This window comes from Mycobacterium kubicae, from assembly GCF_015689175.1.
Lineage (GTDB): Bacteria > Actinomycetota > Actinomycetes > Mycobacteriales > Mycobacteriaceae > Mycobacterium > Mycobacterium kubicae.
Genome location: NZ_CP065047.1, coordinates 4,137,734 through 4,163,823 on the forward strand (window position 1 = coordinate 4,137,734; position 26,090 = coordinate 4,163,823).

At 65.0% G+C, this 26,090-nt stretch carries 26 protein-coding genes and 1 tRNA gene; 8 read left to right on the forward strand and 19 right to left on the reverse strand.

Annotated features, from left to right (window positions below; all coding sequences use genetic code 11):
* Window positions 1–4: 4 nt before the first annotated feature.
* The 15 genes from I2456_RS19350 to argS form a co-directional block, all read right to left on the reverse strand.
* Complete coding sequence (locus I2456_RS19350) at window positions 5–514, reverse strand: F0F1 ATP synthase subunit B (RefSeq protein WP_068032866.1); 510 nt, start codon at window positions 512–514, stop codon at window positions 5–7.
* 9 nt (window positions 515–523) lie between these two features.
* On the reverse strand, window positions 524–769 hold the full coding sequence (locus I2456_RS19355; RefSeq protein ID WP_036357873.1) for a F0F1 ATP synthase subunit C: 246 nt from the start codon (window positions 767–769) through the stop codon (window positions 524–526).
* A gap of 68 nt (window positions 770–837) precedes the next feature.
* Window positions 838–1,590, reverse strand: a complete 753-nt coding sequence (atpB, locus tag I2456_RS19360; RefSeq protein WP_068032868.1) for a F0F1 ATP synthase subunit A — start codon at window positions 1,588–1,590, stop codon at window positions 838–840.
* Complete coding sequence (locus I2456_RS19365) at window positions 1,583–2,068, reverse strand: ATP synthase subunit I (protein ID WP_068032870.1); 486 nt, start codon at window positions 2,066–2,068, stop codon at window positions 1,583–1,585. Before I2456_RS19365 ends, atpB begins: the two co-directional genes overlap by 8 nt.
* Before the next feature lie 249 nt (window positions 2,069–2,317).
* A complete protein-coding gene (locus I2456_RS19370) occupies window positions 2,318–3,526 on the reverse strand; it encodes a glycosyltransferase family 4 protein (RefSeq protein ID WP_068032872.1) in 1,209 nt (402 codons plus the stop codon).
* A gap of 16 nt (window positions 3,527–3,542) precedes the next feature.
* The gene (locus tag I2456_RS19375) at window positions 3,543–4,199 is read right to left on the reverse strand and encodes an L-threonylcarbamoyladenylate synthase (protein WP_085074854.1); all 657 of its coding nucleotides are present in this window, start codon (window positions 4,197–4,199) and stop codon (window positions 3,543–3,545) included.
* Between the two features lie 102 nt (window positions 4,200–4,301).
* Window positions 4,302–5,162 (reverse strand): peptide chain release factor N(5)-glutamine methyltransferase, encoded by an 861-nt coding sequence (gene prmC / locus I2456_RS19380; protein ID WP_085074855.1) that lies wholly within the window; start codon window positions 5,160–5,162, stop codon window positions 4,302–4,304.
* Window positions 5,159–6,232 (reverse strand): peptide chain release factor 1, encoded by a 1,074-nt coding sequence (prfA, locus tag I2456_RS19385; protein WP_068032878.1) that lies wholly within the window; start codon window positions 6,230–6,232, stop codon window positions 5,159–5,161. Before prfA ends, prmC begins: the two co-directional genes overlap by 4 nt.
* Window positions 6,233–6,329: 97 nt before the next feature.
* Window positions 6,330–6,572: a 50S ribosomal protein L31 gene (gene rpmE / locus I2456_RS19390; RefSeq protein WP_068032881.1), complete on the reverse strand. Its 243-nt coding sequence runs from the start codon at window positions 6,570–6,572 to the stop codon at window positions 6,330–6,332.
* 307 nt (window positions 6,573–6,879) lie between these two features.
* The gene (rho, locus tag I2456_RS19395; RefSeq protein ID WP_068032883.1) at window positions 6,880–8,754 is read right to left on the reverse strand and encodes a transcription termination factor Rho; all 1,875 of its coding nucleotides are present in this window, start codon (window positions 8,752–8,754) and stop codon (window positions 6,880–6,882) included.
* A gap of 267 nt (window positions 8,755–9,021) precedes the next feature.
* A complete protein-coding gene (gene thrB / locus I2456_RS19400) occupies window positions 9,022–9,981 on the reverse strand; it encodes a homoserine kinase (RefSeq protein ID WP_068032957.1) in 960 nt (319 codons plus the stop codon).
* A 29-nt stretch (window positions 9,982–10,010) separates the two neighbouring features.
* Window positions 10,011–11,093, reverse strand: a complete 1,083-nt coding sequence (gene thrC, locus I2456_RS19405; protein WP_068032885.1) for a threonine synthase — start codon at window positions 11,091–11,093, stop codon at window positions 10,011–10,013.
* On the reverse strand, window positions 11,090–12,415 hold the full coding sequence (locus I2456_RS19410) for a homoserine dehydrogenase (protein WP_068032887.1): 1,326 nt from the start codon (window positions 12,413–12,415) through the stop codon (window positions 11,090–11,092). Before I2456_RS19410 ends, thrC begins: the two co-directional genes overlap by 4 nt.
* A gap of 3 nt (window positions 12,416–12,418) precedes the next feature.
* A complete protein-coding gene (gene lysA, locus I2456_RS19415) occupies window positions 12,419–13,837 on the reverse strand; it encodes a diaminopimelate decarboxylase (protein WP_085074856.1) in 1,419 nt (472 codons plus the stop codon).
* Window positions 13,834–15,486: an arginine--tRNA ligase gene (gene argS, locus I2456_RS19420; protein ID WP_085074857.1), complete on the reverse strand. Its 1,653-nt coding sequence runs from the start codon at window positions 15,484–15,486 to the stop codon at window positions 13,834–13,836. Before argS ends, lysA begins: the two co-directional genes overlap by 4 nt.
* A 124-nt stretch (window positions 15,487–15,610) precedes the next feature.
* On the opposite strand from argS, the gene I2456_RS19425 reads away from it, so the two are divergent.
* Window positions 15,611–15,683 (forward strand) — tRNA-Arg (locus I2456_RS19425).
* Between the two features lie 162 nt (window positions 15,684–15,845).
* Here the strand turns inward: I2456_RS19425 and I2456_RS19430 are convergent.
* The 4 genes from I2456_RS19430 to I2456_RS19445 form a co-directional block, all read right to left on the reverse strand.
* A complete protein-coding gene (locus I2456_RS19430; RefSeq protein WP_163703915.1) occupies window positions 15,846–16,247 on the reverse strand; it encodes a nuclear transport factor 2 family protein in 402 nt (133 codons plus the stop codon).
* Window positions 16,248–16,421: 174 nt separating this feature from the next.
* Window positions 16,422–17,051 carry a TetR/AcrR family transcriptional regulator gene (locus tag I2456_RS19435; RefSeq protein ID WP_085074859.1) on the reverse strand — a complete coding sequence of 210 codons (630 nt, stop codon included), beginning with the start codon at window positions 17,049–17,051 and terminating at the stop codon, window positions 16,422–16,424.
* A gap of 54 nt (window positions 17,052–17,105) precedes the next feature.
* Window positions 17,106–17,771: a carboxymuconolactone decarboxylase family protein gene (locus I2456_RS19440; RefSeq protein ID WP_085074860.1), complete on the reverse strand. Its 666-nt coding sequence runs from the start codon at window positions 17,769–17,771 to the stop codon at window positions 17,106–17,108.
* Window positions 17,768–18,712, reverse strand: a complete 945-nt coding sequence (locus I2456_RS19445; RefSeq protein ID WP_241007762.1) for an SDR family oxidoreductase — start codon at window positions 18,710–18,712, stop codon at window positions 17,768–17,770. The genes I2456_RS19440 and I2456_RS19445 overlap by 4 nt, the downstream gene beginning before the upstream one ends.
* Window positions 18,713–19,516: 804 nt before the next feature.
* On the opposite strand from I2456_RS19445, the gene I2456_RS19450 reads away from it, so the two are divergent.
* From I2456_RS19450 to I2456_RS19480, 7 genes are all read left to right on the forward strand, one after another.
* Window positions 19,517–19,936: a hypothetical protein gene (locus I2456_RS19450; RefSeq protein ID WP_139823240.1), complete on the forward strand. Its 420-nt coding sequence runs from the start codon at window positions 19,517–19,519 to the stop codon at window positions 19,934–19,936.
* Between the two features lie 208 nt (window positions 19,937–20,144).
* Window positions 20,145–21,314 (forward strand): SPFH domain-containing protein, encoded by a 1,170-nt coding sequence (locus I2456_RS19455; RefSeq protein ID WP_241007763.1) that lies wholly within the window; start codon window positions 20,145–20,147, stop codon window positions 21,312–21,314.
* Window positions 21,315–21,568: 254 nt separating this feature from the next.
* Window positions 21,569–22,729, forward strand: coding sequence for a TFIIB-type zinc ribbon-containing protein (locus I2456_RS19460; RefSeq protein WP_174814231.1), 1,161 nt, complete (start codon window positions 21,569–21,571; stop codon window positions 22,727–22,729).
* 2 nt (window positions 22,730–22,731) lie between these two features.
* Window positions 22,732–23,238 carry a hypothetical protein gene (locus tag I2456_RS19465; RefSeq protein WP_085074863.1) on the forward strand — a complete coding sequence of 169 codons (507 nt, stop codon included), beginning with the start codon at window positions 22,732–22,734 and terminating at the stop codon, window positions 23,236–23,238.
* 120 nt (window positions 23,239–23,358) lie between these two features.
* Window positions 23,359–24,348: an alpha/beta fold hydrolase gene (locus I2456_RS19470; protein WP_068165000.1), complete on the forward strand. Its 990-nt coding sequence runs from the start codon at window positions 23,359–23,361 to the stop codon at window positions 24,346–24,348.
* A 78-nt stretch (window positions 24,349–24,426) separates the two neighbouring features.
* Window positions 24,427–25,164 (forward strand): DUF998 domain-containing protein, encoded by a 738-nt coding sequence (locus tag I2456_RS19475; RefSeq protein WP_085074864.1) that lies wholly within the window; start codon window positions 24,427–24,429, stop codon window positions 25,162–25,164.
* Entirely contained in the window at window positions 25,161–26,045 is an 885-nt protein-coding gene (locus I2456_RS19480; RefSeq protein WP_085074865.1) for an alpha/beta hydrolase, read from the forward strand. Before I2456_RS19475 ends, I2456_RS19480 begins: the two co-directional genes overlap by 4 nt.
* Window positions 26,046–26,090 lie beyond the last annotated feature (45 nt).

Here is a 26,090-nt window from a genome sequence, read left to right on the forward strand (position 1 = left end):
TGCGCTACCTCGTCACAGCGGAGGTGGTGACATCAACGCCGAGGATGCGACTGGCCAGCGTTGACGACAGGTTCCCGACGTTGGCACGCAGGTCCATCTCCACGGCGTCGCGCTCCCGCTTCAATTGTTCGTTGGCCGTCTGCAATATCGCTGCCACCTGCTGCTCGGCACGGGCGCGGGCTTCCTCGATCGCCTTACGACCCTCTGTCCGGGCGTTGTCGCGATAGGAGCCCGCTTGCACCCGGGCCTCTTTCATGGCTTCTTCGTAATCTGCCTGGGCGGCGGCGAACTGCTCGGCCGACTTCTTGTTGTCGGACTGCGTTTTGGCGACCATGGCATCGCGTTCCCGCAACACCCGCATGATCGGCGGCACCACCCACGTGCCGATAACGCCAAGTACCACCAGGAAGATGGCCAGCACGAAGAAGAACGTGCCGTTGGGAACGAGGAAGTTGTTGCCGCCTTCCCCCGCCGCCTGATTGGCAGCCAGAACAAGCAAGCCCGGGTCACCCATCACGGCGAATTACTTGACCGGCGTAGCGAATACGAACAGCGCCATAAACGCCAGGTTGATGAAGTAGGCCGCCTCGACCAGACCGACGGTGATGAAGAACGGTGTGAAAAGCCGTCCCTGCGCCTCGGGCTGACGGGCGACACCGGCGATAAGCGCGTTACCGGCGACACCGTCACCGATACCAGCGCCGATCGCGCCACCCGCCATGATCAGTCCACCGCCGATGAGGGCGCCGGCAGCGATAGTGGGGTCCATTTTTCTTATCCTCCTTGATAACTCTGGTAACGGTTTACCAGGATTCGGTCGCGGTACGGGTGGGTCCTTTAGTGGTGCTCGTCCTCTAACTCCATGGACTGACTGAAGTACAGGATGGTCAGCAGCGCGAAGATGAAGGCCTGGATCGCGCCGACGAACAAGTCGAAAGACTTCCAGATCGCGTTGGGCAACCACATGATGTACGGCGGGAACAGCGCGATCAGGGCGACCAGGATGCCGCCGGCGAAGATGTTGCCGAATAGACGCAGTGACAACGAGATCGGCTTGGCAAGCTCTTCGACGATGTTGATCGGCGCCAGAATCGCGACGTGACCCTTGAGCACCCGGTAGGGGTGTCCGAGGATGCCGCGGCGCCATATTCCGGCCACGTGGTAGCAGACGAACACGAAGAGGGCCAGCGCGAGCACGTAGTTGATGTCGGCCGCCGCCGACTTGAGCAGCTCGGTGGTCTGCCCCTCCTTGTCGGTGTACTGCAGCGGCAGAACCGACAGCCAATTCGAGATCAGGATGAACACGAAGATGGTTACTGCCAGCGGCAACACGAATGGGGCGATCCGCATCCCGATGGCGCTTTCGACCTGGTTGCGCATCTGGATGGTGATCGCCTCGAAGAACAGTTGGACGCCGCCGGGCACATCTCTGGAGGTGACCTTCGAGCGCAGGTAGAAGGCCATCGCGATCACGATCAACCCGGCGATCGCCGTCGAGAGCACCGTGTCGGTGTTGACGGTCAGACCGAGCCACTTGGCGGTGTTGTGCTGGCCAACCTCGATCTGGGCTGCCAGGAATGACTCAGTCATCGCTGGTGCTCCTACCTTCCGTCCCCTCAGATCCCGTCAGTACTGCGCTGTCCCCCACGCCCGCCGGCTCCCCGGTGCGCAACTTCTTCCACACCGGTAATGCGGTCGACGCAACGAGCAATACCTGAAAGAGCGCCAAACCAAACACCACGCCCAAACCTGCGGGCCGGAATATGAACGCGATGATCAGCGCGATGATGGTGATCATCGCGACCCGCGACGCCGAGTTAAGCGCCATCGACCTCTTCAGCGGGTGTTCTTTCGCCGTAATCGACTCCACCGAACGCCGCACCAAGAGAGCGTTTAGCAAACCTAAAAGTAATCCGATACCGAAAAACACCCCGACCATCACGTGACCGGCGAAGCCGGCGACAAGCATCGCCGCTGCGGTCAGTGCAAGGCAGATGACAAAGAGGCGAACCGGGCGGAAAGCAACAGAGGGAAACACCAACGGCGCATCCTGCGCTGGTGTCGTCACCGCAGCACCTCAATCCCAGGTTGATGGAGCGGGAACCAGCCGACCGACTGATCGGTGGTCCGCCGAGCGTATCGCAAGGTCGCGATGGACTTACCCAAGGGGTAGCTCCCTGTGTCGGTCGTCGATCGGCTCGGTCGGAAACCCTTCCGACGGGCCGGCTGGCCGGCAACCCGCGTGGTTCATTTCGGGGTTCTACCTGCACCGTACCACAAGGTCAGCGCTACTACTACTGGCTGTCGTAGACCGTTTTTAGTCGGGGTCGAAGTAGTCGTCGCGGCGGCGCAGCAGCGGGATCACCGTCGTGACGCCCGCAATCAAGATGGCCGCCAGCATCACGGCCGCGGTGTGGCGCGGATCGAAGAAGATGGTGCTCGCTGCGCCGAACGCGACAATGCCGACCCACAAATAGATGATCAATACGACTCGGCGGTGGGAGTGCCCGATTTGCAGCAGCCGATGATGCAGATGCATTTTGTCGGGACTAAACGCGCTGCGGCCCGCGCGGGTGCGTCGCACGATTGCCAGCAGCAAATCGAGCATCGGCACAAACATCACCGCGACCACCAGCAGGAACGGCGATAGCAGAGCAAACACATCTCGGGCGCCGTAGGCGTTCTGCGAGATGGGGCCGGCGGCGGTGGTGGACGCGGCGGCCAGCATCAAACCGATCAGCATGGAGCCGGAGTCGCCCATGAAGATCTTGGCCCGGTGGAAGTTGTGCGGCAGAAAGCCCAAGCAGGCGCCCGCGAGCACCACCGAGATCAGCGCCGGCGGGTAGTACAGGACGTCACCGCCGTGGTCGCGCAGTAGGCCGACCGAGAACATGCAGATGGCCAAAGCGGTGATCAGGCCCAGCCCCGCGGCCAGCCCGTCGAGGCCGTCGACGAAATTCATCGCGTTGACGATCGAGACCGTCAGCGCCAGCGTCAGCAGGATCGACGAGGCCTGATCCAAAACGATGGTGCCCACCCCGCCCACCGGGATGTAGAGAACGCTCCACGCGACCCCCATGGTGACCAGCACGCTGGCTGCGGTGATCTGACCGGCGAATTTCGTCAACGCATCCAGGCCCCACCGGTCGTCGATCAAGCCGATGCCCATGATCACCGCACCCGCCACGAGCACCGCGGGCATTCCGGTGGAGTAGACGAACCCGCGGTTGAGAGCGGGCAGCTGCGAAGCCAGGAATATCGCGGACCCGACCCCGAGGAACATGGCCAGGCCGCCCATTCGGGGCGTCGGCGTGATGTGGACGTCGCGTTCCCGTGGATACGCCACAGCTCCCAACCGGGTCGCCAGAATGCGCACCGGACCGGTCGCGAAGTAGGTGATGATGGCGGCGGTCAGCCCGACGAGCGCGAGCTCGCGCAGAGGGACACCGGCGCTGCGATAGGAAAGCGCGAGCAAACCACCGGCAAGGCTGGTTATGTCGCTGGACACCACGAGACCGTACTGCACCAACCTGAGCTGGCGTTCAGGCGCTCAAGCTCACGGGGTCCACGCCGAGGACGGCCGCGATCCGGTCGACCGGGACGGGACCCTCGCGCAGGATGCGAGGGGCGGCTCCGGTGAGGTCGACGATGGTGGATGCGGCCTGCTGCGCGGACGGTCCCGCGTCGAGGTAGACCTCGACGCGATCGCCGAGTTGGCGTCGGGCCTCGTCGGCATCGACCGCGGGCGGCTGGCCGGAGACGTTGGCGCTGGAGACGGCCATGGGGCCGACCTCACGCAGCAGTTCGATGGCAACGGGATGCAAGGGCATCCGCAGCATCACGGTGCCGTGGGCGTTGCCCAGATCCCACTGCAGCGACGGCGCCTGCACCACAACCAGGCTCAGTGCGCCGGGCCAGAACGCCCGGATGAGGTCGCGCGCCCCGTCGGGCATCGCGTAGACCAGCCCCTCGATCGTGTGCCAGGAACCCACCAGCACGCCCACCGGCATGTCGCGGCCACGCCCCTTGGCCGCCAGCAACTCCCCCACCGCGGTGCTGTCGAAGGCGTCAGCGCCGATGCCGTAGACCGTGTCGGTCGGCATGACGACCAGGCGACCGCTCTTGACGGCTTGCGCCGCGGCGGCGATGCCTCGCGCACGCTGCTCGGAGTCGGCGCAGTCGAAGGTTTCAGTGCTCATTGGCGCCGCTCCTCCTCATCGCTTCGCTCTGCATCGTCACCGGCGCGGGTCATTGGCGCCGCTCCTCCTCATCGCTTCGCTCTGCATCGTCACCGGCGCGGGTCATTGGCGCCGCTCCTCCTCATCACTTAACCTGCGTGCGGTGACGAAGCGTGGCCGTCCGGTCAGATCTTTGCGCGCCACGACGTCATCGAAAAGGCCTGTGCCGGTAACGCATTCAACCGTCGCCGCCGACGTGGAGTCGTCATGCTCGACGGCGAACAGACCACCCGGACGCAGCAGGCGTCCGGCGAGACCGACAACCGCGGGTATCACCGTCATACCGTCCGGCCCGCCGAACACGGCATGCGGTGGATCATGTTGCGCGACTTCGGCTTCCAGCGCAGCATCGTCGGGAACGTAGGGCGGATTGGCAACGACCAGGTCCACACCGCCGTCCAGTTCTGCCAGCAGGTCCGGTTGAGTGACGTCGGCGCGTATCAGCTCGACGCGGCTGCTCGCGGCGTTGCGCCGCGCGTACCGCAACGCGGCATCGGAGTCGTCGACGCCGAGAATGCGCGCCGCGCGAAAGTGCTGGGCCAGGGCGATGGCCAACGCGCCTGAGCCGGTGCACAGGTCGACGATCACGGGTTGGGGCGCAAGGCGCTGCCCGATGGCCCACTCCAGCATCGCCTCCGTCTCCGGACGCGGGACGAACACCCCCGGGCCCACCTCCAGGACCACTGGCCCGAACGCCGCGCTTCCGATCAGATGCTGCAAGGGGATCCGCTGCGACCGTGCGGTGACCACATCGTGGTACTGAGCGAAGAATTCGTCATCGGGAGAGTCGAGCAAGGACAGCCGGCCGCGGTCGGTGCCGGCCAGAAAAGCGGCCAGTTCCTCGGCATCGAAACGCGCGGAATCGATTCCAGCCTCGGCGAGCACCGTTGTCGCGGTATCGATGGCGCGCCGCAGGGTGGTCATGAGTGTTGGAGCCGGGACTGCTTGTCAGCGGCGCTCAGGGCGTCGAACAGCGCATCGAGGTCGCCGTCGAGGACCTGATCGAGGTTGTGGGCCTTAAAACCGATCCGGTGGTCGGTGATGCGGTTCTCCGGGAAGTTGTACGTGCGGATGCGTTCGCTGCGGTCCACGGTGCGGATTTGGCTGGCCCGGTCCGCGGACGCGTCGGCCGACGCCTGCTCCTCGGCCAAGGCCTGCAGGCGGGCGGCCAGGACCTGCAGTGCCCGGGTCTTGTTTTGCAGCTGGGACCGCTCGTTTTGGCAGGTGACGACGATTCCGGTGGGCAGGTGGGTGATGCGCACCGCGGAGTCGGTAGTGTTGACGCCCTGGCCGCCTTTGCCGGACGACCGGTAGACGTCGATCCGCAGATCGGATTCGTCGATCTGCACCTCCCCTACTTCCTCGGGTTCGGGGTAGACGAGCACGCCCGCCGCCGAAGTGTGCACGCGCCCTTGGGATTCCGTCACCGGGACGCGTTGCACGCGGTGTACCCCGCCTTCGAATTTCATTCGCGACCACACGCCCTCGGCGGAATCGCCCTTGCTGGCGATGGTCAGCGTCGCATCCTTATAGCCGCCCAGGTCCGAGATGGTCTCGTCCAGAACGGTCACCGACCAGCCATGACGCTCGGCGTAGCGGATGTACATGCGGGCCAGGTCCGCGGCGAACAACGCGGACTCCTCACCACCCTCGCCGGATTTGACCTCGAGCACGATGTCGTCGGCGTCGTGCGGGTCGCGGGGCGCGAGCATGTCGGTGAGTTGGGTGTCGAGTTCGGCGACCCGGCCCTCCAACTCGGTCACCTCTTCGGCGAACGAGTCGTCGTCGTGGGCGAACTCGCGGGCGGTCTCCAGATCCTCGCGGGCGGCAACCAATTTGCGATACGTGGCGACGATCGGCGCCAGCCGGGCGAACCGGCGACCGGCTTTACGGGCCTCGTCGGGCTTGCTGTGCAGTTCGGGATCGGCCAACGCCCGCTCCAGCGCGGCGTGTTCGGCGAGCAGGACGTCAATCGTCTGCACCGGCTGCGTCATGTCCCACCTCCTGCCACCTACCGCGAATTTCTACCGCAAACATGAACCGACGCCCGGCCTGTGCACTTGGCGCACAGTTCGGGCGTCGGTAAACCAGCTACTTCTCGGCCGCTTCAGCCTTGTCGGCGCCGACCTTGCGCTTGCCGTAACGCTTTTCGAAACGGGCCACCCGGCCGCCGCTGTCCAGGATCTTCTGCTTGCCGGTGTAGAACGGGTGGCACTGCGAGCAAACCTCGACCACAATGCGGCCGCCCGGCTTGGTGCTGCGCGTCTGGAAGGAGTTCCCGCACCCACAGACCACGGTGGTCTCCTCGTAGGCGGGATGAATGTCAGATTTCATGCTGTCCTCTTCGATCGTTGGCCGCTCGTGCCCCCGGTATGCGATGCGGCGGTCAGGCCTGAACCGAGAACCTGGGTGGGTTCTGGGGTGGTCGAGCCTCGATTATGCCAGGTCAACCACCTTCTACCCAAACACCGTGATGTGCGCTGGCATTCCCGCCGGCCATAGGTCTCAGCTGTCACTGCCGGCTCTGCTCGGACCCACCTGGCTTTTTGCCCACCTCCGCGCGACAACCGCAGTTGTCGCTGTGAGGTGGGCACAAGCACACATGCCCGGACAGAGACCGCTGTGGCGGATGTGACGACGGTTAGTCGTTGTCCATCGATCCCGGTGTCGTCTTGGACACCTGCACCAGGAATTCGTAGTTGGTCTTGGTCTTGCGCAGCTGCGACATGAGCAGATCGATGGCCTGATGCGAATCCAGGCCGGACAGCACCCGGCGCAGTTTGTGCACGATTCCGAATTCGTCGGGCGAGAGCAGCAGCTCGTCCTTGCGGGTTCCGGACGGGTTGACGTCGACGGCGGGAAAGACCCGACGCTCGGCGATCTTGCGGTCCAGCTTGAGCTCTGCGTTACCGGTGCCCTTGAACTCTTCGAAGATCACCGTGTCACCGGTGGAACCGGTCTCCACCATCGCGGTGGCGATGATGGTCAGCGATCCGCCTTCTTCGATGTTGCGGGCGGCGCCCAGGAAGCGCTTGGGCGGGTACAGCGCGGTCGAATCGACACCACCGGACAGGATGCGGCCCGATGCCGGCGACGCGTTGTTGTACGCGCGGCCCAGTCGGGTGATCGAGTCCAGCAGCACCACGACGTCCTTGCCCTGCTCCACGAGCCGCTTGGCGCGCTCGATGGCCAGCTCGGCGGCCTGGGTGTGGTCTGACGGCGGCCGGTCGAACGTGGACGAGATGACCTCACCCTTGACCGAGCGCTGCATGTCGGTGACCTCTTCCGGCCGCTCGTCGACGAGCACGACCATGAGGTGGCATTCCGGGTTGTTCCTGGTGATCGCGTTGGCGATGTCCTGCAGGATCGTCGTCTTACCGGCCTTGGGCGGCGACACGATCAGCGCGCGCTGACCCTTACCGATCGGCATGATCAGGTCGATGACCCGCGTGGTCAACCGGTCCGGGGTGGTTTCCAGACGCAGCCGCTGGTTGGGGTACAGCGGAGTCAGCTTGCCGAATTCGGGCCGCTTCTTGGCGTCTTCGATGGATCCGCCGTTGATGCTGTCCAGGCGAACCAGCGGGTTGAACTTCTGCCGCGGGTTCTTGTCGCCTGTTTCTCCTTCTCGGGGCACGCGGACGGCACCGGTCACCGCGTCGCCGCGGCGCAGACCGTTCTTGCGCACCATGTTCATCGACACGTAGACGTCGTGCGGGCCGGCCAGGTAGCCGGAGGTGCGCACGAATGCGTAGTTGTCCAGAACGTCGAGGATGCCCGCTACCGGCTGGACGACATCGTCCTCGCGCAGTTCGCTTTCGCCGCCGCCTTCACCGGTGCGTTCGCCGCGCCGGCGCCGGTCGCGGAAGCGGCGACCGCGCCGGCCCTGACGTCCGTCACCGTCGTCGTCGCCACCGCGGTTCTGCTGGCCCCCGCCTTGCTGGTCACCGTTTTGGTCGCCGCCCGCCTCTGCCGGACGTTCCTCCGTCTTGGTGTCTGACTGGGCCTTCGAGCCGTCAGCGGTCCCGTTCGAGGCTGGGCTGTCGCTGGTGGTGGGGCTTGCCGATCCCGCCTCGCGGGCGGCGCCCCGGCGTTCGCGGCGTCGCGGTTCGGCCGGTGCCTCGGTCTCCTGCTCCGCCTTGGCCGGCGCGTCGGCGTTTACCGAAGCGTCAGCTTTCTGGGTTTCTTGGGCCACCCCGTTGTCGGGAATTTGGGTCCCGTTGGCGGCGGGCGGGGCCGCGGTGTCTTGGAGTGGAGCAGTCGCGGTCTGGGCGGTGGACGTGCCGTTGGCCTGTCCCCTGATCTCCTTGATCGCGGCGATGAGTTCGTTCTTGCGCATACCAGAGGTGCCCTTTACGCCGGACTGGCTAGCCAGCGCCCGAAGTTCGGGCAGCACCATGGCGGCCAGTGATCCTGTCGGCGCACCGGTTTTGACGACTGGGGTGTCTGTGATCACGGAGTCCGACTGCTTGTCTGCGTCGGTGCTTTCGCCAGCCGTGAAGAGGTCCGTATCAGTCACGGATTTCCTTTCTTCCCCTGCTGATCAGGTCATGCGGGGGGTTCGTTGCAATCAGCCAAATTGGTGAGTGCACCCAATAGTCGACTCTGCGACGGTGATCGCCCGGATCGTCACCGGAGACGGGGAACCTCGTCCACGAGAAGAATTGGTGGTTGTCCTAGCGGCAAGGCAGTATGGATGCAGATGCAGATGCTGCAATTGCTGGACGGGTCCGAGGATAGCCCGCTTCCTGGCCGGAAGCAAGCAACGCTCCCGCGGCGCCGTGCATCAACTGTTGGGTGTGGCTCCGGGGCCCCAGCGAACTCCTTCGCCTGCGGTCATCGCGGTGATCGTGAAACCTTGTGTGGCCCCGTAATGCAGCGCTTCAGCGGGCAATTCCGGCTCTGTTGTCAGTGCGATGAGCGAGGGACCTGCCCCGGAAAGCGTTGCCGCAATGTTATGACGCCGTAGTAGCCGCAAATATTCCGCCGACGCCGGCATGGCCGGGGCGCGTTGGGGCTGATGAAGCACATCTTCGGTCGCTGCCATCAACAGGTCGGGCCGCTCGGTGAGGGCGACCACCAGCAGGGCGGCCCGGCTGAGGTTGAACCGCGCGTCTTCATGGCTGACCTCGGTAGGCAGCAGCACCCGGGTCTCCGCGGTCGACGAACGCTCCTGCGGAATCGCCGAGAACAGACGGATGTCGGGATGCAGGCGCAGCGGCGCCGCGAAGTAGCCCGGGCGCCCCGCGCTGTGGTCGGTCCAGGAGACGACGGCGCCGCCCAGCACGGCCGCCGCCGCATTGTCCGGGTGTCCCTCGAATTCGCTCGCCAACTGGATCATCGCGGGGATACTCAACGGTGCGAAATCCGTTTGTGCGACAAGACCATTCACCGCCGCTATACCGCCCACTACGGCCGCTGCCGAGGAGCCAAGACCGCGCGAGTGCGGTATGGCGTTACGGCAGCGCACCGCCAGGCCCGCGGCGCTGACGCCGACCGCCTGCAAACCCCGCTGGACCGCGCGCACCACCAGGTGCTCGGGGCCCAGCGACACTTCGTCGGCGCCCTCCCCGTCCACCACCACGACAAGACCGGAATCGATTGTCTCGACGATGATTTCGTCACACAGGTGGAATGCCAGCCCGATGCTGTCAAAGCCCGGCCCGAGATTGGCACTGGACGCCTCCACCACGGCATGGGCGACCAGTCCGGGCGGCAGGACGGGAACCGATGACTGGCGCGTCACGGCATCCGGCTCCGCCGCGCTGGCGACCACTAAGCCAGTCCCAACTTCTCCACGACCAGGACGGGGTCAACCGGGACCGGCGACACCGTCGGCATGTCCTTGAGTGCGGTGTCGGGATCCTTGAGGCCGTTGCCGGTGACCGTGCACACCACGGTCGAGCCGCGCGCCACCCAGCCGTCGTCGATGGCCTTGAGCAGGCCGGCGATGCTGGCCGCGGATGCGGGCTCGACGAAGACGCCTTCGGTGCTGGCCACCAAGTGGTATGCGGCCAGGATCTCCTCGTCGGTGGCGGCCAGGAAGCGCCCGTTGGATTGTTGTTGGGCCGCGACCGCCGCGGTCCAGGACGCGGGTGCGCCGATGCGGATCGCGGTGGCGATCGTCTCCGGGTTGCGCACCGGCTCACCGTGGACCAGGGGCGCCGCACCGGCGGCTTGGGTGCCCAACATGCGGGGCAGCTGGTCGATCAAGCCGTCGTCGCGGTACTCGGTGTAGCCCTTCCAATAGGCAGTGATGTTGCCGGCGTTGCCGACTGGCAGGGCGTGCACGTCCGGGGCGGTCCCCAGCGCGTCGACGATCTCGAACGCCGCGGTCTTCTGCCCTTCGATCCGCACCGGGTTGACCGAGTTGACCAGCGAGATGGTCGGGAAGTCGGCGGTCATCTTGCGGGCCAATTCCAGGCAGTCGTCGAAGTTGCCGTCGATCTGAATGATTCTGGCGCCGTGCATCACCGCCTGCGCCAGTTTGCCCATCGCTATTTTGCCTTGCGGGATCAGCACGGCGCAGGTGATGCCGGCGCGCGCGGCGTACGCCGCCGCCGAGGCCGAGGTGTTGCCGGTCGACGCGCACAGCACCGCCTGTTGGCCGCGCGCCACGGCATCGGTAACCGCCATGGTCATGCCCCGGTCCTTGAAGGAGCCGGTGGGGTTGAGCCCTTCGACCTTTAGATGGATTGTGCACCCGGTCTGTTCGGACAGTCTCGGCGCCGGGATGAGCGGGGTGCCGCCTTCTAGCAGGGTGACCGGGGTCCAGTCGTCACCTACCGGCAGCCGGTCCCGGTATGCCGCGATCAAACCCGGCCACGGACGGTGAGTGGCCGTTCGCGGGGTGGTCATAAACCGGTTCCTTCCAGTCGGAGCACGCTGGTCACGCCCTGGACGACGTCCAGGTCAGCGAGCGCCTCAACGGTTTCGGAGAGCGCGGCATCGGTCGCCGAGTGGGTGACGACGACGATGCGGGCACCGATCCGCCGCCCGCCTTCGTCGGCCACGCCTTCCTGGCGGACCTCGGCGATGCTCACCTCACGCTTGCCGAACTCTGCTGCCACAGCAGACAACACACCGGGCTTGTCCGCGACGTTCATGCTGACGTAGTAGCGGGTGGCAATGAAACCCATTGACGCCACTGGGAGTTGAGCGTACTTGGACTCGCGCGGGCCCCGGCTGCCCAGCACCCGGTTACGCGCGGCCATCACCAGGTCCCCGGTCACCGCGGACGCAGTGGGCGCACCGCCGGCGCCCTGTCCGTAGAACATCAACCGACCGGCGGCCTGCGCCTCGACCACTACGGCGTTGAAAGCGCCGTTGACCGTCGCCAGCGGATGGGTCAGTGGGACCAGGGCAGGATAGACGCGCGCCGAAACCCGTTGCTGGCCTTCGTCAGTGGTGATGCGCTCACAGATGGACAGCAGCTTGATGGTGCAACCCAAGGCACGCGCCGACTCGAAGTCGGCCGGGGTGATCTTGGTGATCCCTTCGCGGTACACGTCGTCGGCGGTGACGCGGGTATGGAAGGCGATGGACGCCAGGATCGCGGCCTTGGCCGCCGCGTCGTAGCCCTCGACGTCGGCGGTCGGGTCGGCTTCGGCATAGCCCAGGGCGCTGGCGTCGGCCAGGGCGCTGTGATAGTCGGCGCCGGTGCTGTCCATCGCGGAGAGGATGTAGTTGGTGGTGCCGTTGACGATGCCGGCCACCCGCAGCACCGTGTCCCCGGCCAGGGACTGGGTCAGCGGCCGGATCACCGGGATGGCACCGGCCACGGCCGCCTCGAAATACAGGTCCACGACGGCGTTTTCAGCGGCCTGGGCCAATTCGCCGGTGGAAATAGAGAGCAGAGCCTTGTTGGCGGTGACGACGGACTTGCCGTGCTCGATCGCGGTGAGGATCGCTTTGCGGGCCGGTTCTACCGGCCCCATGAGCTCGACGACGATGTCGACGTCGTCGCGCGAGACGAGTTCATCGACGTTGTCGGTGAGCAACTCGATGGGCACACCACGGTCAGCGGCCACCCGCCGCACCGCGACGCCGCGCAGCACCAGTGGAGCACCGATGCGGCCGGCGAGGTCCTCGGCACTTTCCTCGATGATCCGGACAACTTCGCTGCCGACGTTGCCCAAGCCGAGTACCGCTACGCCGATGGGCTTTTCGTCATCGGACATGGGTCACCTCACTTCCAAACTCAGCAGGTCGTCGACCGTCTCGCGACGCAGCACCAGACGGGCCTTGCCCGCGCGCACCGCTACCACGGCGGGACGGCCGATCATGTTGTAACGGCTGGAAAGCGAGTAGCAGTAGGCTCCGGTCGCGGCCACCGCGACCAGGTCGCCCGGCTCGATGTCGTCAGGGACCCATGCGTCACGCACGATGACATCACCGCTCTCACAATGCTTTCCGACCAGTCGGGCCTGCGTCGCCGGGGCGTCGCTGACTCGTGAGACCAGCCGCACGTCGTATTGCGCGGCATAGAGTGCGGTGCGGATGTTGTCACTCATGCCACCGTCGACGCTGACGTAGCGGCGATTCGCCGAAGCGCTGACGTCGACGTCCTTGACGGTGCCGACTTCATACAACGTGATGGTGCCGGGCCCGGCGATGGCGCGGCCGGGCTCGACCACCAGCCTGGGCGTGGGCAGCCCGGCGGCGGCCGATTCGTGATGCACGATGGCGCTGAGCTTGGCGGCCAGTTCGTTCATCGGTGGAGGGTCGTCGGCGGCCAGGTATGAGATGCCCAAGCCACCGCCGAGATCGACCGTGGAGATCTGCGCTGTCTTGTCGACACCGAACTCTTCGACGATCTGTTGCAGCAGACCGATGACGCGGTGTGCGGCGATCTCGAACCCGGCCACGTCGAAGATCTGGGAGCCGATGTGGCTGTGCAACCCGACCAGTCGCAAGTTGTCGGTGGCAAAAACACGCCGGACCGCGGCCATTGCCGCGCCGCTGGCCACCGAGAGTCCGAATTTCTGGTCTTCGTGCGCGGTGGAGATGAATTCGTGGGTGTGCGCCTCGACGCCCACGGTCAGGCGAACGTAGACATCCTGGACCACTCCGGCCTCGCCGGCGATGGTGTCGAGTCGCTCGATCTCGGTCATGGAATCCACAACGATGTGGCTGATGCCGGCTTTCACCGCCGCGGTCAGCTCGGCCACCGATTTGTTGTTGCCGTGCAACGCGATTCGCTCTGGCGGGAACTTGGCGTGCAGCGCCACCGCGAGCTCACCGCCGCTGCACACATCCAGCGAAAGACCCTCCTCGTCGATCCAGCGCGCCACCTCACTGCAGAGGAAGGCCTTGGCCGCGTAGTGGACGTTGGCCCCACCGCCGAACGCCGCCGCGGTCTCTTGGCAACGGGAGCGGAAGTCGTCTTCGTCGATGACGAACAGCGGGGTGCCGTACTCCTGGGCGAGGTAGGTCAGCGGCACCCCGGCGATCGCCGCAACTCCGGTTTCGTCGCGAACCACGTTGCGCGGCCACACGTTCGGCGCCAACCGCAGCAGCTCTTCGGGGGACTGCGGACGAGGCGGACTACTGGGATGCCGGGTCTCTTCGGCGTGCCGGGGACCGGCGGGGTGGACGTTCACATTCTCTCCGGGGCGGTGACGCCGAGTATTGCCAGCCCATTGGCGATCACTTGGCGGGCGGCTTGGCATAGCGCCAGGCGCGCGGTGTGCAGGTCGGTCGGCTGCTCGTCACCTTGGGGCAGTACCCGGCACGAGTCGTAGAACCGATGGTAGTCACCGGCCAGATCTTCCAGGTAGCGGCAGACGCGGTGCGGTTCCCGCAGCGTTGCCGCCGTCTTGAGCACCCGCGGGAATTCCCCAATGCTACGCAGCAACGTGCCTTCTTTGTCGTGGCTGAGCAGTTCGAGGTGAGTGGTGTCGGCGATGAGTCCCAGTTCGGCGGCGTTGCGGGCGAGCGCCGAGAGTCGGGCGTGGGCGTACTGCACGTAGTAGACGGGATTCTCATTCGACGCCGACGACCACAGCGCCAGGTCGATGTCGATCGCGGTGTCCACCGACGACCGGATGAGGCTGTAACGCGCCGCGTCGACACCGATCGCCTCGACCAGGTCGTCCAAGGTGATGACGGTGCCCGCCCGCTTGCTCATCTTGATCGGCTGGCCGTCGCGCACCAGGTGCACCATCTGACCGATCAGGACCTCCACGGTGGCCGGGTCCTCGCCGAATGCCGCCGCCGCGGCCTTGAGCCTGGCGATATAGCCGTGATGGTCCGCGCCGAGCATGTAGATGCAGAGGTCGAAGCCGCGCTGACGCTTGTCCAGGTAGTAGGCGAGGTCACCGGCGATATAGGCCGGCTTGCCGTCGCTCTTGACGACGACGCGGTCTTTGTCGTCACCAAATGCACTGGTACGCAACCAGGTTGCGCCGTCCTTCTCGTAGATGTTGCCGGTTTCACGCAACCTGCTGATGGCCTCGTCGACGCGGCCGCTGGTATGCATCGAGTCTTCGTGGGTGTAGACGTCGAAGTCGGTGCCGAACTCGTGCAACGACTCTTTGATGTGGCTGAACATGAGGTCGACGCCGATTTCGCGGAAGGTCTCGCGCATTTCGTCGTCGGGCAGGCTCAGGGCGTCAGGTGACTTCTGCAACACCTGAGCGGCGATGTCGTTGATGTAAGTGCCCGCGTAGCCGTCTTCCGGCGTGGGCTTTCCCTTGGCCGCAGCGACCAGTGACATGGCGAACCGGTCAATCTGGGCGCCGTGGTCGTTGAAGTAGTACTCCCGCACCACGTCGGCGCCCTGCGTGGACAGCAGTCGCCCCAGGGCGTCGCCGACGGCGGCCCACCGCGTGCCGCCGATGTGGATGGGTCCGGTCGGGTTGGCCGAGACGAATTCCAGATTGATCTTCTGGCCCGCCAGCAGCTGCGAGTGGCCATAGCCGTTGCCGGCGTCGATGACGTTAGTGACGATCTTGGCCTGCGCTGACGCCTCGAGGCGCAGATTGATGAAGCCGGGACCGGCCACCTCCGCCGAGGCGATGCCGTCGGCCTGGGCCAGGGCATCGGCCAGCCATCCGGCCAATTCACGCGGGTTGGCACCGACCTTCTTGCCCAATTGCAGTGCCAGGTTGCTGGCATAGTCGCCATGTTCGGGGTTACGGGGCCGTTCGACCACGACGGTCTGCGGCAACGCGGACACGTCAAGGCCGTGCTCGGCCAGCACCGCGGCGGCGGCGGTCCTGAGCAGCTCGGCCAGGTCGGCGGGGGTCACGAGCGTCCATCCTATTGGCTAAGGCGCTTGCGCCCCGAATCCATCGCGGTGACAACGGACTCACCGGGATGCGTTAGTCTGTCCGTGCTTGTTCAAGCCCCACGGCGCAACGTGTTTTGAGTGCGCCCCCGTAGCTCAGGGGATAGAGCGTCTGCCTCCGGAGCAGAAGGCCGCAGGTTCGAATCCTGCCGGGGGCACTGTAACTAGCAGACACGAACGACCTGCTAGACGGTGCTTTTGAAGATTGCTACTTCGGCCATCCAAAGCGGTCTATCTATCCGCTACCCATGCTCGTCAAAAAACGAGGAGTAATACGCGACGTAGCGTTGCTGCCTACTGAATCCACTCCACCACTGCAATCAACCACTGCCGGCGGCTCCCAGCCGCTCAGCCACACGCTCTTCGAGCGACCGAAGGTCGTAGTAGTCGCGCCAGCGCGAAATCAATCCATCTCCATTGACTTCAAAGACTGCGGACATTTCAACGTCGAACGTCTCGCCCGCCATCTCAAACACGTCAACCCGCTCCACCATCACGACGCCACCACTAACCAGGAAGTGTTTTACATCGGCCGTCGTGGTAGGCACTAGGTCCATCAACGACCTCATCTCGGTCTCGATTGCCTCTTTGCCCCTGAACGTCCCGCGCGGACCATCGGTATACACGGCGTCGTCGCTGAAAAACGCGATCATCTCGTCGACATCGGACCGGGGCCAAGTATCGATGAACTTACGAATGACCGACTCCGGTGAATCTTCCACCCTCAACTCCTTCACGTAGTGAAAACTCCGCGCGGATCGCACACAAGGGGAAGTCCTACGCCGCGAGCTTTGATCGCTTCCACCGAGCATCAGCGCCGAATACCTACAACGTAGCCAACGTGTGCCGGCCTTCAAGTCGGCGTGCTCGGGAAAGTGCTCAGCCGGTCGGAGTCCTCACCGGGAACGCCCTGCCGTTGATGCCTTGCCGCGTTTAGCGGCGGTCGCGTCCACCGGTCCCGAGAGGTCTCCGGTGAGGTAGTGCTGCAGCACTGGACCCAAAGTGTTGGCCAGTGTCTCGCCGTCGAGTTCGGTGACCGCGGGCAGCTCTAGTATGTACCGGCAGTAAGCCACGCCCAGGACCTGCGAGCTGACCATCGCGGCGCGCCGGCGGGCCAACTGTCCCCGGCCGGCGATCCCTTGGACGAACTTGAGCAGCTGACGTTCGAAAATCAGCCGAAACTGCTCTGCTGCAGCACTATTCGTTCCGGCCGAACGCAGCAGCAAGGTGATGAACTCATCAGATAGTGCACCTTCCCAGCGCGAGATGACGTGATGGGCCAGAACGTTGCCGATGTTGTCGGCCGGTAGTGCCGACGGATCGGGTAGTTGCAGGTCGACGTCGACCGCGGCGGCGAATAGCCCTTGCTTATTTCCGTAGTAGCGCATCACCATCGATGGGTCGATGCCGGCCGCCGCGGCCACGGCTCTGATGGTCGTGGCTTCATACCCGCGGCTGGCCAGCATCTGTCGCGCTGCGGTGAGGATCGCGGTTCGCGTGTTCTCAGACCGTTGTGTGAAAGCCATGCGAACAAATGTAGGCCAACACCGTTGGCATTGTTGCCGGTTCCGCCGATAGCTCTATGCGGCCGAGGCAGCCAGGATTTCGTTCAACGCGTTGAAAGCGCGCCACGCCTTGTCGATAGCGAATTCCGATACCTGCAAAACGACCGCACGAATCTGTTCTTCTCCTGCACCGTTGTTCAACGCGAGGCGCACATGTAGGCGCAGCGAGTCCTCCAGGGTGCTGTTGAGCACGTCGGTGGCGATGGTTGCCAATGCCCGCTCTCGCACAGTGAGTTCCGAACGCCCCCACCGGGAGTTGAACTGGTCGCGGTAGAACGTGGCGAAGCGGTCATCGAGATGGGCGATCGCCAGGACGGTGTCTTCGTCGAGCTCGACCGGTGAGTTTTCAGCCGGCGACGACGAAGCGGATCCCTGCGGCTGCTCAATGTTGGCGAGCGCCATCAGCGCCTCAGCCGCGGTCGGGTATCCCACGTAGGGAGCAAGATGCCGGACTGCCTCGCGCAGCGCGGGCATGTCGACCCCTTGAGACACGGCCATCTGCGCATGGGTCTGCAGCGGGAAGCCGAGGCAGTGCGTGCACAGGTCGGCGGCGAGGAAGACGAATGCCTTCTCTCGCATCGTGAGTTCTGGCAGCCCCCAGGCGTGTTGGCCGACTTCGACGGCCATCGTCGCGAAGTCGGCGTCGAGGTCGGCGACGGCGTCTTGATTGGTCAGTTTCATCGAGCAACTCCGTTAACTGGTTGGGCGGCCGCACCGAACTTCTTCGGCAGGCCGAACAGGCGAACACGCATGGCATCGAAGAGTCGGTCGGGGGCCCATCCGGCCAAGAAGGCCAGCAGTCGGCCATCCTTGCCGACGACGTAGCGCGTGCGTGGCCGCTTCTTTCTCGCTGCGTGCAGCACCGCCCGGGCGACGACATCGGGATCGCTGCCCGAACTCGCGCGCTCGATCGCCTTTCGGGTCATCGCTTGGTAGGTCTCGCCGTACAACTCGAGGTCGGCGGGGGTCATCTTGCTCATCACCCGTTCTGCGTCCTCCTTGACTTTCTTCACCGCGTCCGTTTGGATCGTGGCCGGCTCAATGAGGACGACATGAATTCCCCACGGCCGCAACTCCATCCGCAGCGATTCGGTGATCGACGCGAAGGCCCACTTCGATGAGACCAACGGTGCGCCAAAGGGCAAGCTGAGCCGGTCACCAATCGATCCGACATTCACCACGCGGCCCGCGCACGCGCGGATCAGAGGCAAGAACGCCTGGGTGACCGCGACTTGCCCAAACACATTCACCTCGTAGATGTGGCGCAGGTCCGCGAGGGGTACGGCTTCGACCGGCCAGGTCATCCCGATGCCGGCGTTATTGACTAGCACGGCCACTCCGGCGTCGCCTACTGAGTCGGCCACCTCGGCGGCCGCCGTGCGGATCGACGCCTCATCGGTGACGTCCAGGATCACCGGTGTCAATTGGCCGCCGTTTCGGCTGGCTTCCTGCACGAGAGCCTGTCCATGTTGTCTGCGCCGTACGCCGGCGAAGACGTGATAACCCTCGCCTGCCAGGCGCAAGGCGCATGCTCGGCCTATCCCGCTGGAGGTGCCTGTCACCACCGCCGCCGGCCGCCGAGCCGGTTTGAGTGTGGGTTTCATCCTCGCTGAAGTGCTCATGCCAACAAATGTAGACCAACATGTGTTGGCCATCAAGTGTTGGCAATTGCACTTCGGCCGCCAGCTGCCGCGGCTCATAGAACCAAGGCCAAACGCCTTTATCAGCCAAAAGGGTTGGCCGACGTTTCGCTGATTCCCTGTGACTCGGTCGGGCCACCGTGAATCAAATTGCGCCCCAGTCAATTTCATACACCTTGAAATACCAGGCGGCTGGTTGATCTGTGACGGATCGATTCGGATGGATGAGAAGGACGCTTAGGCCAACCCTCACGCTGCCCCGCCCTACACCTGTGCGTCGAGTTGTTGAAGGAATCGCGCGGCTCGTCGGTAAGAAGGACCGTTCAAGATAAGGCGGCAGCGCCAGGCCTTTCTTCGCCCGACGCCCAACGCGAAGTCTGGGATGGGCTCACAGTCAGCCCCAGGATCGTCGCCGGCGACACGGCTGTCCACGCAGTCCCAGCCGTGACCGTCTTCCTGGTTCGCCCGCTTCATCGGAGGTGTGACGGCGACCCTTCTTCGTTTTCGTGGCCGCGAAATCACTCCCAACGCCCCGCGCTGCGCTGCGCCCGACCACCACATCACCGCGCTTTGAACCGACGGGGTGCCTAGCTCGTGAATTAGACGCAATGTGAGTTGAAACGACAGCCACGGCTGCCACTTCGCGTCGCTGCGTCTGAGAGTTGCCTATGAGCGAGCTGGAAAAGGGCATTGATCTGGGATTACGCAAGTTAGGCTGTGCGTTGTTGCGGATACGCAACTAATCCCGTCCCTTGAGGGGGAACCATGAAGCCGTACGCACTCTGCTTGACTCTTGCGCTATCATTCGCCCTTTTCATCGCTGGAGCACCGCTAGCCAACGCCGAGGTCCACCCCGCGGACGGGGTGTTCACCTATACAGATGACGACGGCACCCAAGGGACCTGGACGATCAGAACCACGTGCGCGCCGCAGTGCGTCGCCCATGTGACGACCGGGCCCGGGCAGAGTTTTGCCGCGCCCCTGATCAACGGCCGGCACACCGTCACACGGACCGTTCCGCAGGGGGTGAAGTGTCCGCTGTACGCATTCGCCGACTCGCTATGGGGCGGCGGCACCTATCCGGCCACCATCGACCAATCGTGGAGTCCGCAGACGCTGACCGGCGACGTCAACTACCTGCAGAGCTCAGCGCCGTGCAGTATCGCCGACCTGCATGACACCTTCAGGCTCTCCAGAATCGGCTAACGAGCCACCTCGAGACCTTTGCAGCGTGCGTCTGCACGTCTGAGGAAGGCGGCCGCCTAGGACATTGCCGGCTTCGCCAGCACGAACCCTCTCAATAGCAGCAATCCCCGCGTAAGATTCGCCAGAAATCTGCAAGATCGATCTTTGCTGAGCGACGACGTTGTGGCAAGGCACCGCACCGCCGAGGAGGGGACTGCACACCATGGGCATGCGGGACATGATCCGGGGCGAGTTCGTCGACATCATCGAATGGCTCGACGATACGAACACGACCTTGGCGTGGCGGTTCCCGCGCTACGACAACGAGATCAAAAACGGCGCGCAGCTGATCGTCCGCGAAGGCCAGCGCGCCATGTTTGTCTATCGCGGCCAGTTGGCCGATCAGTTCAACCCCGGTCACTACACGCTGACCAGTGAGAACATGCCGATCTTGGGCACGCTGCAAGGTTGGAAGTACGGATTCAACAGCCCCTTCCGGTCCGAGGTGTACTACGTCAACACCCGTCCCTATCCCGATTTGCGTTGGGGCACACCGCAACCCGTCACCGTTCGGGACCCAGATTTCAAGATGGTGCAAGTCCGGGCCAACGGCACCACAGTCGTCAGAGTCACCGACCCCACCGCGTTCCTGCGTCAGGTCCTCGGCACCCAAAGCGTCGTCGACATGGAGCAGATCACCGAGTTGATCCGGCGCAACATCGCCCTGGCGTTCAACGACATGGTGATGGGCAGCGGCCTCGGCGCGATCGATCTGCAGGGCCGCCAGGTCGAGTTGTCGGACAAGCTGCGCGAGTTCGTCGCCCAGCGTGTACAGGCGTTCGGTCTGGGGATCGACGCCGTCACCATGACGATCTCGCTGCCCGAAGAGATCCAGCAGGCGATGACCCGCGGTGTGGCGCGTGGCCTCGAGGAGAGCAGCTTTCTCAATAACGTCGGCGACCTCGACCGCTACACCCAAGCACGACGAGCCGACGCGATGTTGGCCGCGGCGCAGAACGAGGGCGGGGGTGCCGCCGGATCGGCGATCCAGGCCGGCCTGGGTGTGGCACTGGGCAGTCAGATGGCCAACGCGGCCCAGGGCGGTTACGGCCAACCTCAGCAATTCGGCAACCAGCAGCCGCCGATGCAAGGGGCGCCACCTCCGTTGCCGCCGCAGCAACTGTTCCATTTCGAGCAGGCCGGCCAGCCCGCCGGTCCTTACCCGGTCAATGCACTGCGGCAATTCGTTTCCAGCGGTCAATTGACTCGCGACACCGTGGTGTGGACCGAGGGGATGCCCAACTGGGCCCCCGCGTCGACCGTGCCCGCGCTGCAACCGTTGTTCAGCGCGCCGCCCCCGTTGCCGGGCACGCCGCCGCCGCTCCCGCCGCAGCAATGAGCTACCCGCCAGGGGATCCCGGATGGGGCCCGGGGCGTTCCCAGCCTCCGCCGTTGCCTCCCCGCCCGACCGGCCCACCGCCGCTGCCTCGGCCGCCAGCCGGCCCGCCGCCCCTGCCGCGACGGCAACCAGGTCCGCCACCGTTACCCCGACCGCCCGGCCCACCGCCGCTGCCCCGAGCGCAGGCGGGTCCCCCATCGGCTGCCCCGCCTCCCCCGCTGCGTCCCTACGCGGAACCGCCGAGCGCGCCCGCGATGTTTCACCAGACCGAGCGCACCCGCACCTACCCGTGCACATCATGCGGCGGACAGCTCAACTTCGACATCGCCAGCCAGAAATTGCGCTGCCCCAGTTGTGGGAATTACTACGACATCACCGCGCCGAATACCCCGGTCCGTTCGCGCGAATTACACAGCGCCATGCGGCAACTGCGAGAGCTACAACAACGCCAGGCCGGGCCGAACGTCACCGGCATGCGCGAGGTTGCATGTCAAAACTGCGGCGGCACAACCGAATTCGTCGGCAGTCTGACAGCCACCAAATGCCCCTACTGCGCCACCCCCATCCAACGCGACGACGTGCACAACGCGCCGGCTCGGCTGCCGGTGGACGGACTGGTGCCTTTTCGCATCGATGAGAAACAAGCTCGTCAGCTCATCGAGAAGTGGATCACCAAGCGCTGGTTCGCACCCACCGACTTCAAGAAGTACCGCGAGATCGGCGCCTTCTCCAGCCTGTACACCGCGTACTTCACCTATGACGCCAACACCCAAACGGTCTACGACGGTGAACGCGGCGAAGATCACCGCGTTCGAGTCGGTACCGACAATGACGGCAACGCAATATACGAAACTCAAACACGTTGGTACCGGGTGTCGGGTCAGGTCAGCAACGACTTCGCCGACCTGCCGGTCCTGGCCAATGACAGCGAAAACCTCAATCGCAAGCGGATCAAGACACTCGAGCCCTGGCCGGTCGAGCAGGCCAGGACCTATTCGCCGGAATTCGTAGCCGGTCACCTGTGTCGCACCTACGACAAAGACGCCGAGCAGGCGCTGCCCGAAGCCAAACAGGAGATGGAGAGCGCCGTCGAACGGACGGTGCGTTCCGACATCGGTGGGGACCGCCAGCGGGTCCACAGCCTGCGGACGTCGTGGAATTACCTCGGTTTCAAGCACATCCTGCTGCCGATCTGGCTACTGACCGTGCTCTACAGCAACCGGCCGTTCCAGGTCTGTATCAACGGCCTCACCGGCGAGGTGGCCGGCGAGCGGCCCTGGAGCAAGGTGAAGTTGGCGATCGCGATCGCCATTGCACTGCTGGTCGTGATCGCGGCCATCTCGATCTACTTCTACTTCCATTCCCACGGGCATCATTCGACTAGATCGCCGCACCGCAACATTCATAGGAAGTAGCCGTGGAAATCGTCCTCGGGGTCGTCCTCGTGCTCGCTTTCGTGGTCGGTCTGACGGTCGCCGTCATCGCGATGGTCCATCACACTCAGCAGCGAGCCATCACTCGGGACAATCAGCTGATCCCCGGCCGCCCGACCCGTGCTCCGCGTGCCTGGGCCCGATCGCACGACCCGGAAGCTCGGCTGCACCGCCGGTTACGCGATGCGTTGAGGGCCCTACACGCCGTGGACGCCCTCGATACGGGCTCAACCGTTGTGCTTCGGGCCGATCTGGAACAGACCGCGTTCGAGGTCGATGACCACCTGGTCGCGATTTCCCAGCTGTCACCAGTGCACAAAGGGGAATTGCTCGGATCGATCACGGCAACCGTCGACGCCATCGAAGCTGCCGTCGCGCGGTATGCGACCGCGGCGACCGGGCCGGACACGTCCGCTCTCGAGGCCGACCTGGCAACCGTGCAGAACCAGTTCGACATCACCAAGGAACTGCAAAGAAGGCTCGTGGACTGATCGCGACCAATCACGGTGGTGGTTCAAGGAGTCTCCAAGAAACTTTCAAGGTCGTCCCCCCAAGCTTCTCTGCAACACCCCGCTTCGGCGGGAGGAGACGCATACCAGGGAGGGACTGCCATGCCGAACCGTCCACACCGCCACCTGCGGCCCGTACGGGATGTCACCGCACCGAAGCTGCAATTCCGCACGATCCACGGCCACCGCCGCGCCTTCCGTATCGCGGGGACTGGCCCGGTCGTGGTGCTGCTGCACGGCGTCGGTGACAACTCCACGACCTGGCAGCCCGTGCATGCCAAGCTCGCTCAGCGATTCACCGTCATCGCTCCCGACCTGCTGGGCCACGGTGAGTCGGACAAGCCGCGCGCCGACTACTCCTTGGCGTCGTTCGCCAACGGCCTGCGCGACCTGCTCACCGTGCTGGAGATCGACCGCGTCACCTTGGTCGGGCATTCTCTGGGCGGCGGTGTGGCGGCTCAATTCGCCTACCAGTACCCGGAATTCGTTGAGCGCGTCGTGCTGGTGAGCGCCGGCGGGGTGACCAAGGACGTCAGCATCGCACTGCGCCTGGCGGCGATGCCGTTGGGCGCCGAGGCGCTGTCAATGTTGCGGGTACCGGGCGCCGTCTCGGCACTGGATCTCGCCAGCCGCGCCGTCGGAAACGTCGTCGGCTCCACCCGGTTCACCCGCGATGTGGCCAGCTTGCCGCGTCTGGTCCGCGGGTTGAGCAAGCCCGGCGCCGTGGCCGCCTTCGCACGCACGCTGCGCGGCGTGGTCGACACCCACGGCCAGTTCGTCACGATGCTCGATCGCAGCTACCTGATGCACGGCCTTCCGGTGCAGATCATCTGGGGCGAGGACGACCTGATCATCCCGGTGAGCCACGCTCGGCTGGCCCACGAGCAGATTCCCGGTTCGCGTTTGGAGATCCTGGAGAATTCCGGGCACATGCCGCACGGCGATCACCCGGACCGCTTCGTGCAGATCGTGCACCAATTCATCGACTCGACCGAACCGTATGAGTACGACCCGCAGATGGTGCGGACGGCGCTGCAGACCGGCGAGCGTCAGTACTTGGACGATGCGGCGGCCGACAGCGACCTTGCTTAGTGGATGACGTGGGATCGGTGACGCGCGCAACTATCAGGAACAGCCTCCCGGGGCCAACGGGCACGGCATTATGTCCTCATGGCCGTCCCGCAGCGCCCTGACTTGGTGCCGGCCACTGCCGGGAAGCCCAGGTCGCTATATCCGGTGCTGCGCTGGGTCGCGGTGGTAGGTGCCGCAGCCGGTGCCATCCTCTATTCCAACTGGGTCCTCGAGATCGTTTTCACCCGCACGTTGCCCGACCCAGACCACTACATCAGTGAGCTCGCCGCTGCGGACCAGCCGTACGGCGAGTGGTTCCGGGCCGGTGATCTGGGTGCGGCGGGTGTCCTTGTCGTCGCGGCCGCCGCTGCCCTGGTGGGCGTGCGGGGTAGCCAGTGGAGTAGCAGGGGATGGTGGGCAGTCGGGGTATTCGCCGGGGCCACGGTCTTGGACAACACGGTGTGGAAGTTGGTGTGCGCGCCTAGTTCGAATCCCGCCTGTGCGGCCCGCGAGTCCTCCGGAGCTGTGCCGATAGGCCACCAGCTGCATTGGTTCAGCAGTGGAATCGTCCTGGTAGCCGCCGTCGCGTCGTTGCTTGCTTTCGTCATAGCCGACGTACGTGAGGGCGCCCCGGCCCGGGTGCAACGCGTCGGGCTCTTCATGTTGGCGGCGCTGATCACAACAGCGATATTGACCGGCGTGGCGATCATCATCGACAGCGCCGACGTCATCGGCGTGGTGGGAGTCGCCCAGCGCGCGGAGTTGGCCGCGTTCGCCGGTTGGCTGGTCTATGTTGCGCTGCGCACCGCGCGCGTCCGAGTCGACGCCAACCCATGACTGACCGCCTCGATGTCGAGATCGGCGGATATCGGGTGCACATCCTCGTCGACGGGAACAGCGGTCCCGTCGTGGTGTTGTGCAGCGGACTAGGGGGGCGGGCGGTGCACTGGAGTGACACGGTTGCCGCCCTTGCCCATGACCACATCGTCGTGCGATTCGACCGGCCGGGCAGGCCGACGTCCACCAACCGAGCATCGGCCGGTCGCACGGTCCGAGGTGAGGCGGACCGGATCGCCGCCGTGCTGGACGCCGTGCACCGGCCGGATGCGGTGGTGGTGGGGCATTCGGTGGGCGGCTTCTACGCCGAAGGATTCGCCCGCCTCTACCCACACCGCACCCGCGCGCTGCTGCTCCTCGATTCGAGCATCGCTCCCGACCACCGGCGGCTCCCCGCACTGCCGACGCGAGCCAAGCTCACCGCGGCCGCGGCGGCCGCCACACTGGTCGACAAGCTGCACCTGCAGACTCCATTGGGCCGCGCCGGGCTGGCGCTGATCCAGCGCCGACGTCCCGGTGGGCTCGACGCCAGGATGCGCGTTGAAATCCGCGCCAGCGCGGCCGAACCCGGATTGGTGAGCGCGCTGCTCACCGAATACGCCGGTTACCACGAACTGGCTGCCGAATTGTGCGAGCTGCGGGCGGTGCACCCGCTACCGCCGGTGCCACGCATGGTGGCCACCGCTCACACGGGTTGGCGCACCCGTCGCTGGCGCACCGAGCAGATCCGACTGGCCCACGCACTCGGTGCCGAACACATCACCATCGCTCCCGCCGGGCATTTCGTCATGATCGAAAAGCCGGCCAGAACCGCCGACCTCATCCGCAGCATCGGTGGAAAATATTCGGTTAATCGCATGTTTAATAGTCGGTGTCTTTAGCCTATCTTTGAATGAGCGATTGCCGCTTGGTCGTTTGGCATGGGG